Below are 16686 nucleotides of genomic sequence, written 5' to 3'. Positions count from 1 at the left end.
TTTCCGGCCCCATTGATGCCAATCTCTCCACTGGTGTAGTTAGGTTTCCGGGAAATTCTACTCTCACCGATACTTTAGTCAGCATTGAGAATTTAATTGGTACATCTGGCAACGATACGATTGTTGGTAGTAGCGCCAATAATGTTCTCAGCGGTGGAGCAGGTAGTGACACTCTCGTTGGTGGCTTTGGCACTGACGTACTTACAGGTGGTGCTGGCGCAGATAAGTTTGTCTTCAATAGTAAATTTGAAGGTATCGATATCATCAAAGACTTCGAGTGGAGAGAGGGTGACAAAATCCAGATTTCCAAGTCTGGATTTGGTGCTAGCTCTAACAACCAGTTCAGCTACAACAGCACTAATGGTAACTTATTCTTCGCAGGGGAGCAATTCGCTACCATTGAGAACAAGCCTTCTTTCTTCTCAGTTAATCTGGACGTTGTGCTGGTGTAAATTTTTTTCTTTTATTCCATATCTTCATACTTCGGTTAATTAACTTAAAAAAGGTAGAGATGCGATCGCATCTCTACCTTTTTTGGTTATCTTGAGGTTCAAACATCACAGCGATCGCTTTGGTCTGTCAATGCTTTATTTTGTAACAAAATCTGTAACAGTAATGCTATTTTTCCTAGCACTCGTCTAAATTGATGAGAAATCTACGGGGAATCCCTGAATTAAGGGTTGATGTTACTAAAAGATATACGAGATTATCAGATTTTATTTTTGAGCTTGTTCCTAGTCTTGGGAATTGGTACACGAGATTGGACGCTACGACCAGAATTAATTGGGGTAGCGATCGCCACTTGTCTTGTAACTCAATGGGTATTGTCATTCACTGGTCATTGGTCATTAGCAAACAACATAGACGACCTAGCGGCTTCCCGCAGGGTAGGACAAATGACAAATAACAAAAAACAAATGCCAAATCTTCGCAGTGCTTTAATTACATCATTGGGACTCAGTTTACTGTTACGGGCTGACCACTGGACGACAATGGCAATAGCCGCAGTTCTTGCGATCGCCAGCAAATTTATCTTCCAAGTTGGCGATAAGCATTTCTTCAATCCCGCCAATTTTGGCATCATATCTGCCTTGATTCTCACTCCCGATGCTTGGGTTTCGCCAGGACAATGGGGCGAAGAGTGGTGGTATGGGCTATTATTTCTCGGTACTGGCGGCATGATTTTGCAGCGCATTGGTCGCTGGGACACCACAGCAGCTTTTTTGGGTTCCTACTCTTTGCTGGAAGCCATTCGCAATTTCTGGCTGGGTTGGACTTGGGATGTTTACTGGCATCGATTGATGAGTGGATCTTTGCTGCTGTTCGCCCTATTTATGATTACAGATCCGCGATCAATTCCCAATTCCCGAATTGGGCGTGTAGTTTGGGCAGTTTGCATCGCTGGATTAACTTTTATCCTGCGAAATTATTTCTTTGTTTCCACAGCAGTTTTCTGGGCGCTGTTTGCCCTTGCACCGTTGAGCATCTTGCTAGACGTTTTCTGGTTAGCGCCAAGGTTTGCTTGGCAAGAGAAAGATGAGGAAGCAGTGATAGAACTCCTAACTCCTAACTCCTAACTCAGCACTCTTAGTGGGATTGTTTGTGGCGATCGCTTTACAAGTAGAACTCCTAACTCCTAACTCCCAACTCTTAACTCAGCACTCTTAGTGGGATTGTTTGTGGCGATCGCTTTACAAGTAGAACTCCTAACTCCTAACTCCTAACTCAGCACTCAGCACTCAGCACTAAAAAAAATAGAGGTATAAAATGAAGTTTTTTCGACTTTTAACACCATTATTGTTAGCAATTGTAGCTGTTTTGTGCTTTACACCCGCAGCTTGGGCTTTTTGTGGATTTTATGTAGCCAAAGCTGATACAAAACTGTATAACAAAGCTTCTCAGGTAGTGATCGCGCGGGATGGCGATCGCACTATCATGACAATGGCAAACGATTTTCAAGGCGAAGTCAAAGATTTTGCAATGGTAGTACCAGTGCCAACGGTGCTGCAAAAAGAACAAGTTCGCGTCACCGAACCGAAGATTATCGAGCGCCTAGATGCTTTTAGTGCGCCGCGATTGGTTGAATATTTCGACTCAGATCCTTGTGCCCCAGTTTACGATAGAGAGTTATCAGCAGCACCAGCGCCAGCAGCAGCGAGAAGTGAAGCGGGGAATACAAGGGGCGATGCTAGTTTAGGTGTTACGGTCGAAGCACGTTTCAACGTTGGTGAATACGACATTGTGATCCTCAGTGCGAAAGAATCTGGTGGACTGGAAACTTGGCTTAAACGCAATGGCTACAAAATCCCCAGAGGTGCGAAACAGTTACTTCAGCCTTATATTCGCTCCTCTATGAAATTCTTTGTTGCTAAAGTCAACTTGGATAAATTTGAGCAATCTGGCTACCAGTTCCTCCGTCCACTACAAATTTCCTACCAATCACCTAAATTCATGTTGCCAATTCGTTTGGGCATGATCAATGCTACGACAGAGCAGGATTTAATTGTCTACATCCTCTCGCCCCAAGGACAAGCAGAAATCACCAACTATCGGACGGTAAAAATTCCCTCCGACGCAAACATTCCCTTATTTGTCAAAGATGAATTTGGTGAATTCTACAAATCCATGTTTCAAACTATCTACACCAAAGAAGACAGGAAAGTTGGTTTTTTAGAATACGCTTGGGATATGGGTAGTTGCGATCCTTGTTCTGCTGAACCCCTGACTTCAGAGGAACTCAAACAAGCAGGTGTATTTTGGCTAGATGATAATTCTACAAGTAATGTGCCAGTACCCCCTAGTTTTCGTCGTCCCTCTCCTAGAAGTAACGTCTTTATCTCTAGATTGCATGTTCGCTATACCCGCGACAAATTCCCTGAAGACTTGATATTTCAACAAACAGCCAATAGTGAATCTTTCCAAGGACGCTATGTTTTGCAACATCCGTTCCAAGGGGAACTAAAATGTCAGGCTGGTAGAGAATATAAGCGGTCTTTGCCCAAGCGTTTTGAACAAGAGGCGCAAACTCTAGCTAAACTAACCAACTGGAAAATCCAAGATATTCGCAACAAAATGAACTTGAGTGTAGGTAATCTGCGATATTCTTGGTGGGAAAATATCCTATCCTGGCTAGGATTATATTAAAGAGAGTGAGGAGTAAGATAAAAATCAAATCTGATACAGCAGAATTCAGAATGGGCTACGCCCCGCTGCGCTAACAGGAATAAAACCTGCTTTGTCTCTGGGTAACAGACTTAGCTTGTGTATTTCTCTAACTGTAAATATGCTGTAATTTTCTTTCCTTACTTTTTATCAACTGATAAAAAGTAAGGTGTTTTTGTAAATACTCTTCACAGAAGCTCTCATATCATGTCCGGTTAAAGACTTATCATTAAGACCGCAGAGGAGCGGAGGGGCAGAGGGGCAGAGAGGATGGGTTTTTGGGCTTTCTGCATAGAGAAAGGGGATTATAACTAATTAGCCGGACATGATATCAAATCTCAAATCAGCTAATATTAGTTATTGAGATCGCTCCGTTTTTTCCGATTTAATAATCCAGACATACTTATTCCTGTCACCAGCAGACCAATCAATCCTAATCCATTAAAGATTGGGTAAATTGCTTCTAGATGTAAGATTTCTCCTGTATGAATTCTTAACAGCAAACTAGAAGAAAGCCCAGTATTAATTGGCCATTCCCTAACAATAGTCGTCAATATTCCCGTTAATACAGTTAACATTAAAGGTATACAAATTATGATGCCAATCGTGCGGTGATACTTGCGAAATAGTCGTTTCATAATCATTTTCTAGAGTAGACTGGGAACGAGAAAGAACGATAAAGAGAAAAGTCTTATCAAGCTAGGTTTTTAGAACTGTGTGTACATCGTAGCTACCCTGAATGTACTCATAGGGTAGGGATAAGAGCGGTAAATTGAGTATATAACTAAGCTCTACGAGCAAACGTGGTGAGTTTGAGAACCCAAGCAACCAGAATATTAAGGCGGTTGATGTCTTAAATAATTTCCGTAGCTTCAGCCCTGAGAGTGTCAAATCTACGTTCTATTTTCTTCAGAACCTCAAATCTCCCAATAGCCTATGCCCGTTGTCCACTTCTTTTTCAAAAAGATCCAGTATCTTGAGGAAAGGTAATTCTTCGGGTGTTGTTATACGCAATACTAAGATATTCTTGCTTTCTTCGCCAAGATTGTCATGGTTCAATTCGATGAACAGCTACGCCGCTTAGTTACAGAAGCCTGTGGACACCAACCTGGAAGCCCTCAGCGTCAGAAGCTGCTCACGCAAATTATTCGCTTGACAGCAAGTAGACTCTGGAGGGAAACTACTCCTTACTATCAAGACGCACTACAACAAACTTGGTTGTATTTCTGTCGCAATGTTTGTGAAGGTTTGACAGGTCAAATCTACGATCCCAATTATGGCAGTGTGATCACCTGGCTAAATGCTTACCTAAAACGGAGACTACAAGACTTTTACCTTAACCAGAACCGAGAACAAGCCACAACAGTCCCTTTGAGAATTCGTCAGTCTACATCCGGTGGAACAAGTGAAACCATTGACCCTGTAGATAACTTACCGGCTAATCCCCAAGCACCTCCGATTTTGGAAGACTTGGAGATATGGGCAAAGACAGATTCGGATGGGCAACTGTGTGGTACTTACATTAAAGGACGTCCAGATGTGAATTGTCAGGTGTTAATTCTCAAACGCTTACCCCCAGAAATTAGCTGGAAAGATTTATCTGAGGAATTTGGATTGTCAATTCCGACATTAAGCAGTTTTTATCAACGCCAATGTTTACCACGTTTGCGTAAGTTTGCAGAATTGGAGGGATTATTATGATCGGTGCTGTTAGCGAATAGCTAGGGTTGAGCTTTTTGCTCATTCTCAATCAATCTTAGCGATGCCTACGGTGGGCATAGCGATCGCACGCAACGCCTGCCAAACTTGTTATGTTTCATCTCTAGTAAGCTTTTTGCCGTGAATTACAGCTATTTTCAGGTAAATAGACCACGCGACAGGTGTGGTTCAAATATATGAAAGCTGCTGTAATACTAGCTATTTGAAGGCATTTTTTCTACAAGGCAGCTATTATAAACATCACTTTCCCAGTTCAGAATGTAGCATTGCCAATACTTCGCAAAAAATTGGCGAAGTATTAGCAATGCTAAAAAATTACATTTTTACTACGCAATAATACTTAAAAAAATTAACTTGTATTTAAGGTATCAAAATTCTGGTTATTTATTTCTAAAGTATTCCGGAAACACGAGGGAATGTCAGAAAAACTAAATAAAAGGACTTACTGAGTAACCAGGTCATGACCCACCACATAATCGGTAAATTACTACAAGGGCGTTACCAAGTTGTCCAAAGCCTCGGTGCAGGGGTGTTTGGGCAAACATACATTGCTGTAGATGTAGATTATCCAGAGAACCCCAAATGCGTTATTAAGCAGATTAAAGTTAGCAGTTCCGAATCCGGCTATTTGGAGATGCTGAGATTACTGTTTCTGACTGAAACTGAAACCCTGAAGCTTCTGGGAAGCCATGACCAAATTCCTGAATTCATCGCCTGCTTTGAAGAAAACGAGCGATTTTATATAGTGCAAGAGTGTATTGAAGGACATGCGCTAACTGCGGAATTGCCCATTGACAAATATTTCGGGTGTCTGTGGAGTGAAAGCGAAGTTGTAGAATTTTTGATAGATGTCTTAGGTATTCTAGAATTTATCCACTCTCAAGGTGTGATCCATTGCGATATCAAGCCGGAAAACTTGCTCAGACGTGATAGCGATCGCAAGTTAGTTATGATTGACTTTGGCTCAATCCAGTCGATCGATTTTGGCATAGGTGCAGAATTGCCCATTTATAGAATTCCCGTCACTTCATTGGGATACATACCGCCAGAACAATTTATTGGTCAAACACAGCCCAATAGTGATATTTATGCTTTGGGTATGATTGCTATCCAGGCTTTAACAGGGCTAGAACCACTACAATTAAAAACCGATCCTTCTACTAATGAAATTTTTTGGCGTTCTCAAAACACGCCAGTTAACGATTATCTAGCTGCTGTTCTCAGCCAGATGATCCGCTATAATTACCAAGATCGGTTTCAGTCTGCGGGTGAAGTGCTGCGGGTACTTAAACAAATAATCTGGGAACCTCAGCCATCAGAAACATTAGAGGAAGATTCTCAATTTTCCCTAGAAGTAGTGAAAAATTCTGCATCTGGAAAATCATCCCCATTATTAACGGGAATGAAGGTAGGACTAGCAGCTAATTCTTTATTGATGGGATTTGGTGTATATTCTTTAGTTAATACTGCACCGGCATATTCAGAAACAGATACTTTATTTAAAGCAACAAAAGAATATCAAGCAGGAGATTTGGAAGAAGCGATCGCACTCGCTAAATCAATTCCCTCCCACAGCAATGTTTATCCAGAAGCGCAAGCCACAATCGAAGAATGGCAAGAGCAATGGCAAGTAGCTGCACAGCAATACGAAATAGCACAATTAGCTTTTCAGGAGAGCAGATGGTCAGATGTTCTTCATGCTGCTGCTAAAGTTCCCAAGATTTTATATTGGCAATCTAAAACAGATAAAATAGTTCAGAAAGCATCGCTCAACATTGAAGCACAGACGCAAAATTTATTAACAAAAGCTTACGAAAGAGCCGGTGAAAAAGATTTTTCTGCCGCCTTACAATATCTACGTCAAATTCCTCAAGAAAGTCGTGCGGGTGCTTTAGTTCAAGACAAGTTAGCTGAATATAATCGAAAGCGGCAGATCAGAGCAGCCTACTTTTTACAAAAAGCCTATAAAAAAGCATCTATAGGTGATTTTGATCGGGCCGTAAAATTTCTTAGAAATATTCCCCAAGATACTCTAGTTTATACTCAAGCTCAAGTCAAATTGAATGAGTATACTCAAAAAAAACGCGTGCTAGCTGACAATCAAAAGATAGCTTCTGCAAAAAGAACAAATTTATTCTTCCCTAAAAACTCAGCTACTAAGGTTGAATATCTTCAAGGAGTAAATTACCTTCAAGAGGTTAATATTCGGTAGGTTTAGTAATTCGTAATCATGCTCTCTAAGAGATGTCGCACGTAGCTTGCGATGGGACAAGGGGAATAACCTGTGCCCAATGCCTTCTACTTTTTACCAAGGAACTACACCGTTTTCATCAAAAAATCCACCGCTAGAACCATCATCAGGTAAAGTAGCGAGTCTCACTGCTGCATAGGCGTAGCCGTGTTTCAATATCAACTTGACTAGGTGGAAGGCGATCGCCATCACTTATTATTCCAGCATTATTTACAAAAAACAGGGTGTGGGGTTGCAGGTTTAGGGTGTAGGTTCAAAAAATAAAAATTTACCCCGACTTTTACAAAAAGTCTAGTGATTGCCTGTCATGTTTGCACCAGTAGTAATTCACACCTGAGATAGCTGTTGAGAAAATATTTGCAGCTTAAAGTAGCAATTGACTCAAAAATTCTTGCAGAAGTGTAGATATGCAAACCAAACAGCTTGGCAATTCGGAGCTTAACATTACCCCAATCGGCTTTGGTGCTTGGGCGATTGGTGGAGGTGAATGGGCTTTTGGTTGGGGAGAGCAAAATGACCAGGAATCGATCGCTGCGATCAATCGCGCTCTTGACCTTGGTGTTAATTGGATTGACACCGCAGCTATTTATGGTTTAGGGCATTCTGAAGAGGTTGTTGCTAAAGCACTCAAAGGTCGATCTAGTCGCCCCTACATTTTCACGAAATGCTCAATGATCTGGGATGAAAAGGGCGAAATTGGTCGCAGTCTCAAAGGGGATTCTGTGCGGCGGGAGGTTGAGGCCAGTCTGCGCCGACTCGAAATTGAAGCCATCGACCTCTACCAAATCCACTGGCCCAACCCTGAATCAGAAATCGAAGAAGGCTGGACAACTTTGGCCAAGCTCAAGGATGAGGGAAAGGTTCGTTATATCGGAGTTTCCAATTTCAATGTCGAACAGTTGAAACGTATCCAGGAGATTGCACCAGTTACGTCATTGCAACCGCCTTATTCACTGGTGAAGCCTGATGTCGAAAAGGAAATTCTGCCTTTTTCTCAAGAAAATAATATAGGTGTGATTGTATATTCACCAATGCAATCTGGCTTGCTCACAGGGGCGATTACACCTGAGCGGGTTGCTAATTTCCCTGATAATGATTGGCGCAAAAACAATAGTGAATTTCAGGAGCCACGTCTATCTCGTAACCTGAAGCTAGTTGAGGTGTTGCAACACATTGGTAAACAACACGATCGCTCCCCAGGTGAAGTTGCGATCGCTTGGACTTTAAATAATCCGGCGGTGACTGCGGCGATCGTTGGCGGACGTAATCCTAAGCAGGTGGAAGGAATCATTGGTGCTGGAGAATTTCGCCTCAATCAGCAGGAACTAAATGATATTGCGACTTTCCTGCGCGAGAATCCATAAAATCTCTGAGCGAAAACCTCACCAACCCCACGGCTTTAGCCGGGGGCTTATTCATACTTTTATTTAGCAACTCAACTGCTAAAAGTTATTTCACTTTGTCGCTATGCCGATAATATGAGGAGTAACAATTGGTAATTGTGCATCAAATCGCTCATAATTGATGCTACTAAAACCAGCCTTTCCTAATGCTATCCAAGTTTCTTTATCTGGATGACAACCATCACCCATTGCTTTCCAAATCGGACTAACTGTGTTTTGTATTTGTCGCAATAAACTTCCTTGAGGTGGGGCGACATCTTCAATAAATAAAAAGCGTCCACCTGGTTTCAGTACTCTTAAAATTGCCTGTAACGTATAATCTATATTCGGCACTGAGCATAAAAGGAATGTACTAACAACAGTATCTATGCTGTTATCTTCGGCATCTAACCATTCAGCACTACCAATGCGGATGTCGATCTTTAAACCCAATTTTGCTGCTTGTTTGTGGAGGGAAGAATGCGTATCTGGGTTTGGCTCGATTCCTATCCAGTGGATATCTTTAGGATAGTAGGGTAAGTTAGAACCTGTTCCGGGGCCAATTTCTAAGACTTTACCTTGGAGATTAGCAAAAAGAGAACGTTTGCGATCGCTGACAATTTTATCGTATTTACTGGTATTTGCAGCCATCATCCAGGCAAAAAAATGTTTACCGAGGTTTGCAAAAATCTGATTTTTTGAATCTCCAATAATTTGGTTTACAGTCATTATCTACTTCCTAATTTTTGAGCCTAGAAATTGGGGTGCTAAACAACCATTTATAGCCTCAAGGTACAATACTTTGTGTTTGTTATACCTCACCCATTAGACTCACCTGATAGGATGAATTTAATTAACGTATTATGCGTAGCGACTGACCGTAAGATATCACAGAAAGACCAAAAGGGTAGATGCGCTAAATGTAGGGTGATGAGTGATCGCTAAACTGATACAATTTTGGTTAATCTCTAGCCAGAGATTTTTGAATAGCCGCTTTGGTTTTATTATCTACCGCAGAAGTATCTCATTCCAAATCAGAATTTACGGATCTTTGACAACAGTATGGGCAATACTTACGGTTTTTGCTAGCCTATGCAGTTCGCTGTGGCTAACCTCCAGTTTATAACCCTGTTCGCCAATATCTGTAAGGGAAAAGTTAAAGAGATCGGTGTTTCCTATTTTTAGTATCCCTGCAAAAAGCTAACATAACTGCGGATGTTATAATTCAAAGTGGGTTTTGCAAGACAGCGTTTATTAAACTTTGATTGCTTTAATGAAGTACGAGATACCAAATTTGGCAGCGGTCATAATTGAAATTATATAACAAATAGTGGCAGAAAAATTAGCTGAAAACAATTGTTTCATCTCAGAAAAACTATGAGCTTTAAACTTCAAGCTTTGCAACTTCCGACTCTCCAGAAAAAATCCGAAGGGCTAATTGTAATTGCCTGGCAGAAATTTCTTTTAGATTATGACTTCCCGATTGCTGCCGTTGATGGGGATTTTGGGAATATTACAGCCCAAGCAACTCGTGATTATCAGACTAGTAATGCTTTAACAGTAACGGGAATTGTCGATACTGCTACTTATAAAAAAGCGCTAGAGCAAGGTTTTGCAATTTATTTCGCTATCTATACCGATGCCGGGAATAAATTCTTAACCTATCTTAACTTTGGAGTAAATGAGGTCAAAGATTTACAAAAAAGTTTAACAGCGATCGGTCGTTTGAATCCGCCATTAGTAGCTGATGGAGACTTTGGCCCCAACAGTACAAAAGGACTAGCCGAAACTTATAAAATCAGAGACATCAATTTCCGAGCCGAGTTAGCTAAACAGCTTTCTAATACAACAAAAACCAAGCTTGGTATTGATTTTGAGTTGGCTTTAGATAACATAACTGAATACGCCAAAAAATTAAGACAACGATTGAGTGGAAAAGCGTGGGTTAATTTTTTCCCAGACAGCGACTTAATTGATGATTTAGCTTCTCCCTTCCGTCAAAAAGTACAAGCTTTTGAGCAAGCCTTAAAAAATGCCGGAGCTAATATTAGTATATCTTCAGTATTTCGCCCTTCAGAACGAGCTTATTTAATGCACTATGCTTTCCGTATTAGCAATAATGAAATTGCTGCCAAAGATGTTCCACCGATGCCTAATGTAGATATTAATTGGCTACATTACACCAATGCTGGTTCTGTCCAAGCTGCTAAAGAAATGGTGTCTGCTTATAATATTGCTTTTCGCCCTGTTCTTACCTCTCGTCATACCCAAAGATTAGCAATTGATTGGGAAATTACTTGGTCAGGAACCTTAAATATTAAAAACGCTAATGGAACTACAGTTAGTATTAATCAGCCACGAACGAGTTATGAAAATTCTACTTTATGGCAAGTTGGGCGTTCTTACGGTGTGATTAAATTATCTAGCGATCGCCCCCACTGGTCTAATGATGGACATTAATGGCTAGCAGAACTGCATATATAGAGAATGCAGTTCCAAAATTCAAAGTGAAATTCTTGAAAAAGAATTCAGGAGTGTGAAGCAAGGAAAACTCCGTCAAGGCTTCAGAATAACTCTTTGTGGGGGATTTCTATTTGCGCCTTCCAATCTCTGCATATTTTTTGAGTACGGTAAACCGTATTTGCTCGTTAGTTCACAAAGATTAATTAAATTGTTAAGTTTAGTTACATAAATAAGTAAAAAAAATGCTGCAAACATTGCTAAATGGGAGAAATTATGAGAAACAGTAGTATACTTGAAGATCGAGACAAGCTAAACAACTTTGCCTTACCTTAGCGAGTCTTCTCCCAAAGAGAGATGCAAGGGCTAACGAGCATCATGAGCCTTATAGCCCGTCGTAGACATTGCTCAGATTGGGCGAATATATCAGCATTCTTGACCAGTCTTTAATCAAGTTTCTCAAAACGTTAAGGGAAATAAGGAACAGGAGGAAGCAAAGGAGCAAAGACCAGAGGGGAAGTTGTAGTAAGTCTTTCCCCTCCGCCCCTTTGCCTCTTGTCCCTATGCCCAATTTTCAAGTTAGTTTTCATTATTTAAGGATTGGTAACATTTATGGGAATTAAAGAACAGCCCAAGTCACCTCGGTTTCGGATCGTTGCTAATATTTTACTGGCAGTATCAGGGCTATTCCTGCTATTAAATTTATTTTTGCCTGGTTTATTTGCTTCTGGCCCTGCTGGTGTTCCGTATAGTCTATTTATTCATCAAGTACAGGAAGGGGAAGTCAGCCGTGTTTCCGTTGGTCAGAACCAGATTATTTACCAACTAAAAACAGAAAATTCCGAACCGGGCCAGGTGTTTGCAACTACACCAATCTTTGATTTAGAGTTACCCAAACTGCTAGAAGCAAAGGGAGTTGAGTTCGCTGCTACACCGCCACCCAAAAATACTTGGTTTACAACCCTGTTAAGTTGGGTGATTCCACCACTGATTTTTATTGGGATTTGGCAGTTCTTTCTTGCACGTAGTGCTGGTGGCGGTGGCCCCCAAGGTGCGCTTTCCATTGGTAAGAGCAAAGCTAAGGTTTACGTTGAAGGCGAATCTGCTAAAATCACCTTTGCAGATGTGGCTGGGGTAGAAGAAGCAAAAACCGAGTTAGTAGAAATTGTAGATTTCCTCAAAACTCCGGCACGGTTTACGCAAATTGGCGCTAGGATTCCCAAAGGTGTGTTGTTGGTTGGGCCTCCAGGTACTGGTAAAACACTTTTAGCGAAAGCCGTAGCAGGAGAAGCAGGAGTTCCATTTTTCAGCATCTCTGGTTCCGAGTTTGTAGAATTGTTTGTCGGTGTAGGTTCTTCCAGAGTCCGGGATTTGTTTGAACAGGCTAAAAAACAAGCTCCCTGTATTGTATTCATTGATGAATTGGATGCAATTGGTAAGTCTCGTAGCAGTAACGGCTTCTACGGTGGTAACGACGAGCGAGAACAAACCCTCAACCAATTACTAACTGAGATGGATGGGTTTGCAGCTGGGGATGCAACGGTGATTGTACTAGCAGCGACTAACCGTCCGGAAACCCTAGACCCGGCATTGCTGCGTCCAGGTCGCTTTGACCGCCAAGTGTTGGTAGACCGTCCCGATTTATCTGGTCGTGAGGCAATTCTCAAGATTCACGCTCAAAAGGTAAAATTAGGAGATGATGTAGATTTAAAAGCGATCGCTACTCGTACCCCCGGTTTTGCTGGCGCAGATTTGGCAAACTTGGTAAACGAAGCGGCATTATTGGCAGCGCGCAATCTGCGTGAAAGGGTTGCTCAAGAAGACTTTGCCGAAGCAATTGAGCGGGTAGTCGCCGGTTTAGAGAAGAAGAGTCGCGTGATGAACGAGACTGAGAAAAAGATTGTTGCATACCATGAAGTTGGTCACGCAATGGTCGGGGCGCTGACAACCGGAAACGGTCGTGTAGAAAAGATTTCGATTATTCCTCGTGGGATGGCAGCTTTGGGCTACACTCTGCAATTACCAACTGAAGACCGCTTTTTGATGAACGAAGATGAACTGCGGGGTCAGATTGCGACTCTATTAGGTGGACGTTCCGCCGAAGAGGTTGTATTTAACAGTATTACCACAGGTGCTTCCAATGATTTGCAACGAGCAACTGACTTGGCAGAACGGATGGTAACAACTTATGGTATGAGCAAAGTCTTAGGGCCATTAGCTTATCAACAAGGACAACAAGCAGCATTTTTGGGTAATGGTGCGCCGAATCCTCGCAGATTGGTGAGCGAAGACACAGCAAAAGCGATTGATATCGAAGTCAAGGAAATCGTGGAAACAGCCCACGAACAAGCCCTAGAAATTCTCAGGCAGAATCGAGACTTGCTAGAAGCGATCGCTACTCAACTCTTAGAAACAGAGGTCATTGAGGGCGAAAAACTGCACGATTTGTTGAGTCAAGTTAAACCTGTAACTCATTCGTAATTAAGAAAGTCAGATTTCATCCACAGAGGTACGCAGAGAATAACTTTGCGTACCTACCCTGCGGGAAGGCGAAACGCCTATGCGTTAAACCTCTGCGTTCCTTTGCGTTTCAGAGGGGAATTTGAATGTCTAGCTCCCCTCTCACGGATGCTACGGTGTACACACAAGTCCTAAAAACCTAGCTTGATAAGACTTTCCTGTTTTTCCTCGTTCCCAGTCGGAGACTGGGAATGCATTCATTGAGTCAGAGACTCAATATCTGACTGGAGGCAGAGCCTCTAAATCAGGCATTCCCATGCTCTTCATGGGAACGAGATCAACGAGAAAACAATGGAAAATCAAGCTTTTTTCGACTTGTGTGTACACCGTAGAATATTGGGAGAAGGGGAGCGAATTTCAAAGTCCCTCTCCCAAGCTTGGGAGAGGGATTTAGGGTGAGGGCTTTTGATTCATGCAAAAAGTCTATTACTTCAAAAACAGATTTAGTATCAACTTGGTTCAATCAAATCAGCGATCGCTTTTACCAATACATCTGGATCTACTGGTTTAGAGATATGCATTTGAAATCCTGCGGCTAATGCTTGCTGCTGATTCATTTCCCCTGCATAAGCTGTCAGAGCGATCGCTGGTACGTTTCCTCCTTGTTCAGGGGATCGCGATCGCACTTCACGCATCAGCATATAACCGTCTGTTTTTGGCATTCCAATATCGCTAATTAAAACATCGGGTATCGACTCAGACAGTGCTTGTAGTGCTTCTTGTGCTGATGATACGGCGGTTACTTCTACACCGTAGTCTTGCAATATAAAGGTAACTAAATCGCGGATATCTGGTTCATCATCAACTACCAAAACTTGAGTGTCCGCAAGCAGCGGGGATTCAGGCTCAGAATATGAAAACTCATTCTCTTCACCCCGAACCTGTTCGCTTCTAAGCAAAAGCGGTAACTCGACAGTGAAGCTTGCACCCAATCCTTCTCCAAGACTCTCGGCTTGAACATTTCCCCCATGCATTTCTACAACCTTACGCACGATCGCTAGTCCTAAACCTAGTCCACCAAATGTCCGTGTAGTTGTGCCATCAGCTTGGCGAAAGTAATCAAACACATAAGGCAAAAAGTCTAGGCTAATTCCCTTACCTGTATCACTGACCTGAATTTGAGCCTGATTACCAACTTCCATGAGTCGAATTTCTACCCGTCCGCCTGTTGGTGTAAATTTTACCGCATTAGAAAGCAAGTTCCATACAACTTGTTGCAGCCGATTAGGGTCGCCCATCACTTGTCCCAAATTGGCATCAAATACCGTCTGAATTTGAATTGACTTGGCTTGTGCTGCTAATTTTACTGTTTCTATTGCTGCTTCAACTACCATTACCAAACTGACAGGACAGATATTCAAGTTTAATTTTCCTTGGAGAATGCGCGACACATCCAACAAATCTTCAATTAGCTGGGTTTGTAACTTGGCGTTGCGTTCAATGGTTTCTAAGGCATGATGAGTAGTTTTTTCATCAAACTTGCGAGTCCGCAGCATTTTCGACCATCCCAGAATGGAGTTGAGTGGGGTTCGCAATTCATGAGAGAGAACCGCCAGAAATTCATCTTTAATTTTGTTGGCGATTTCTGCTTGTTGTCGTGCTGTCCTTTCGCAGCCGAGTAGGCGATCGCATTCTTTTTCAGCCAATTTGCGCTCGGTTATGTCCAGTACAAAAGCAACACCGTTGTCTTGGGAGTCATTTAGCAAAGCTATCCCCAAAACAATTGGTACTCGCTTGCCGTTGCGGTGAATATATTCTTTCTCGTAAATTCTGGAAATTCCAGCGGTTTGCACCTCCAAAAGGGCGCGATCGTCTAAATCCTGGTACTCAACAGGAGTAAGTTCTCTCCAATTAATTCTGCCTAAAGTAGCAAATTCATCACAAGTGTAGCCAGCTAGTTGAAGAAAGGCATCATTGGCATCAATGATGAAACCATTTACAGTCCAAAAAGCGACTCCAATCAGGTTAGATTCAAACAAACGCCGAAATCGTGCTTCACTTTCACGTAATGATTTCTCTGCCCGTTTGTGTTCGGTAATATCGCGAGAAACAGTAATTACGCCTTCAATACTTTGGTCAACATTCCGTAATGGTGTGAGAATATATTCATAATAATGTACGCCATCACGAGTAACATATTTACACTCATCTTTTAGCGGCTGCCCAGTTTTCATCACAGCTTGTCGTTGATTATCTACCTGCGTTATTAAGTCTGTGGGTAAATCCAGTTCTGGCAAAGTTTTGCCGATAATATCTTGGGGATTTAAACCTAGTACAGTCGCTGCATCATGACTAACATACTGATAGCAACCTTGGCGATTAAAGATATAAATATGATCGACTGAAGCGGTGAGGATGGCATTTAAAATATTTGCCTGTTCTTGGACTTGTGTTGTGAGTTCGCGAGTACTTTCTTTTGCCTGCTTACACACAGTAGTTTCCATACAAACGCCGATCATTCGCACCGCTTGCCCTTGACTATTATAGATAAATTTCCCCTTGGCAGAAATCCAATGTGTACTTTGGTCTAAGCGAACTATGCGAAATTCATCATTGTAGTCAGTCTTGTGTGTGAAAGCGTGGGCGATCCCTTGCATTACAGATTGGCTATCTTCAGGATGAACGCACTTTTTAAACGTCTCATAAGGACTATCAGAACTACTTGGAAGTACACCAAAAAGTAGTTCATAATTTCCTGACCAGATGACTTTATTGGTAATAATATTCCAATCCCACAAGCCCATCTGGGATACATCTAGAGCTAGCCTCAGCCGTTCTTCACTCTCTCTCAGGACTACTTCTAACTGCTGTCGCTCTGCAATTTCTTGTTGGAGTTGCTCTATAATTTTTGCTACATCTGTTGGCATGAGATGTACACATGTTTCCTTAACTTTAATATGGGGACTTTCTAGTTTTAGCGACAGTTTTATTTTTAGCTCTGTTAATTGTTCCTCAAGAACTGTTTGCCTTTGTTGATAAAATATCTCTGATTGCTCTAACTCAGCTACACGCTGCCGCAAAACAGCTAATTCATCATTAAGTTGAAAGTTAATTTTCTCAACATTTTGCATATCGTACACCGCTAATATTTAACAATATCGACTTTCAGAGTAGGTATTCCCTAGTACCGCAAGGCGGAATTACAAATTAAAAATTAAAAATTATTATAAATAAATACATCGTAAGCGTTAC

12 protein-coding genes are annotated in these 16686 nt (G+C 41.8%); 8 read left to right on the top strand and 4 right to left on the bottom strand.

All coding sequences use genetic code 11. The annotated features are described in order from the left end of the window. From RMY16_RS18775 to RMY16_RS18765, 3 genes are all read left to right on the top strand, one after another. The coding region (locus tag RMY16_RS18775; protein WP_322737683.1) for a M10 family metallopeptidase C-terminal domain-containing protein at nt 1-452 on the top strand (452 nt) is incomplete at its 5' end. A gap of 231 nt (nt 453-683) precedes the next feature. Beyond that, nucleotides 684-1577 (top strand): RnfABCDGE type electron transport complex subunit D, encoded by an 894-nt coding sequence (locus RMY16_RS18770; protein WP_322737682.1) that lies wholly within the window; start codon nt 684-686, stop codon nt 1575-1577. Between the two features lie 190 nt (nt 1578-1767). Beyond that, nucleotides 1768-3144, top strand: a complete 1377-nt coding sequence (locus RMY16_RS18765; protein WP_322737681.1) for a DUF2330 domain-containing protein — start codon at nt 1768-1770, stop codon at nt 3142-3144. A 371-nt stretch (nt 3145-3515) separates the two neighbouring features. Here RMY16_RS18765 and RMY16_RS18760 read toward each other — a convergent pair whose 3' ends face one another. Further along, nucleotides 3516-3800: a peptidase gene (locus tag RMY16_RS18760; protein WP_322737680.1), complete on the bottom strand. Its 285-nt coding sequence runs from the start codon at nt 3798-3800 to the stop codon at nt 3516-3518. A 412-nt stretch (nt 3801-4212) separates the two neighbouring features. On the opposite strand from RMY16_RS18760, the gene RMY16_RS18755 reads away from it, so the two are divergent. After that, nucleotides 4213-4863 carry a sigma-70 family RNA polymerase sigma factor gene (locus RMY16_RS18755; RefSeq protein ID WP_322669115.1) on the top strand — a complete coding sequence of 217 codons (651 nt, stop codon included), beginning with the start codon at nt 4213-4215 and terminating at the stop codon, nt 4861-4863. Nucleotides 4864-5341: 478 nt separating this feature from the next. Then, a complete protein-coding gene (locus RMY16_RS18750; RefSeq protein ID WP_322737679.1) occupies nt 5342-7093 on the top strand; it encodes a serine/threonine-protein kinase in 1752 nt (583 codons plus the stop codon). A gap of 93 nt (nt 7094-7186) precedes the next feature. On the opposite strand, the gene RMY16_RS18745 is transcribed toward RMY16_RS18750, so the two are convergent. Continuing rightward, nucleotides 7187-7321 carry a hypothetical protein gene (locus RMY16_RS18745; protein ID WP_322737678.1) on the bottom strand — a complete coding sequence of 45 codons (135 nt, stop codon included), beginning with the start codon at nt 7319-7321 and terminating at the stop codon, nt 7187-7189. A 218-nt stretch (nt 7322-7539) separates the two neighbouring features. Here RMY16_RS18745 and RMY16_RS18740 point away from each other — a divergent pair, with 218 nt between their 5' ends. Further along, nucleotides 7540-8496, top strand: a complete 957-nt coding sequence (locus RMY16_RS18740) for an aldo/keto reductase (RefSeq protein ID WP_322737677.1) — start codon at nt 7540-7542, stop codon at nt 8494-8496. A gap of 90 nt (nt 8497-8586) precedes the next feature. Here RMY16_RS18740 and RMY16_RS18735 read toward each other — a convergent pair whose 3' ends face one another. Beyond that, nucleotides 8587-9243, bottom strand: coding sequence for a class I SAM-dependent methyltransferase (locus RMY16_RS18735; protein ID WP_322737676.1), 657 nt, complete (start codon nt 9241-9243; stop codon nt 8587-8589). A 648-nt stretch (nt 9244-9891) separates the two neighbouring features. Between RMY16_RS18735 and RMY16_RS18730 the strand changes: the two genes are divergently transcribed. Together RMY16_RS18730 and ftsH4 are read left to right on the top strand one after the other, a co-directional pair. Then, nucleotides 9892-10974, top strand: a complete 1083-nt coding sequence (locus RMY16_RS18730; RefSeq protein WP_322737675.1) for a peptidoglycan-binding protein — start codon at nt 9892-9894, stop codon at nt 10972-10974. A gap of 612 nt (nt 10975-11586) precedes the next feature. Then, nucleotides 11587-13455: an ATP-dependent zinc metalloprotease FtsH4 gene (gene ftsH4, locus RMY16_RS18725; protein WP_322737674.1), complete on the top strand. Its 1869-nt coding sequence runs from the start codon at nt 11587-11589 to the stop codon at nt 13453-13455. Between the two features lie 488 nt (nt 13456-13943). Here the strand turns inward: ftsH4 and RMY16_RS18720 are convergent, their stop codons facing one another. After that, on the bottom strand, nt 13944-16565 hold the full coding sequence (locus RMY16_RS18720; protein ID WP_322737673.1) for a PAS domain S-box protein: 2622 nt from the start codon (nt 16563-16565) through the stop codon (nt 13944-13946). Nucleotides 16566-16686: the final 121 nt, after the last annotated feature.

Origin of the sequence: Nostoc sp. DedQUE12b (assembly GCF_034530835.1) — a bacterium.
Taxonomy (GTDB): domain Bacteria; phylum Cyanobacteriota; class Cyanobacteriia; order Cyanobacteriales; family Nostocaceae; genus Nostoc.
This window is presented reverse-complemented; position numbering and strand designations above follow the sequence as displayed.

Coding starts and splice junctions, on each gene's coding strand:
- RMY16_RS18720 (WP_322737673.1), bottom strand. CDS start 16,565: ATGCAAAATGTTGAGAAAATTAACTTTCAACTTAATGATGAATTAGCT.
- RMY16_RS18755 (WP_322669115.1), top strand. CDS start 4,213: ATGGTTCAATTCGATGAACAGCTACGCCGCTTAGTTACAGAAGCCTGT.
- RMY16_RS18740 (WP_322737677.1), top strand. CDS start 7,540: ATGCAAACCAAACAGCTTGGCAATTCGGAGCTTAACATTACCCCAATC.
- RMY16_RS18750 (WP_322737679.1), top strand. CDS start 5,342: ATGACCCACCACATAATCGGTAAATTACTACAAGGGCGTTACCAAGTT.
- RMY16_RS18770 (WP_322737682.1), top strand. CDS start 684: ATGTTACTAAAAGATATACGAGATTATCAGATTTTATTTTTGAGCTTG.
- RMY16_RS18765 (WP_322737681.1), top strand. CDS start 1,768: ATGAAGTTTTTTCGACTTTTAACACCATTATTGTTAGCAATTGTAGCT.
- RMY16_RS18735 (WP_322737676.1), bottom strand. CDS start 9,243: ATGACTGTAAACCAAATTATTGGAGATTCAAAAAATCAGATTTTTGCA.
- RMY16_RS18760 (WP_322737680.1), bottom strand. CDS start 3,800: ATGAAACGACTATTTCGCAAGTATCACCGCACGATTGGCATCATAATT.
- ftsH4 (WP_322737674.1), top strand. CDS start 11,587: ATGGGAATTAAAGAACAGCCCAAGTCACCTCGGTTTCGGATCGTTGCT.
- RMY16_RS18730 (WP_322737675.1), top strand. CDS start 9,892: ATGAGCTTTAAACTTCAAGCTTTGCAACTTCCGACTCTCCAGAAAAAA.
- RMY16_RS18745 (WP_322737678.1), bottom strand. CDS start 7,321: ATGGCGATCGCCTTCCACCTAGTCAAGTTGATATTGAAACACGGCTAC.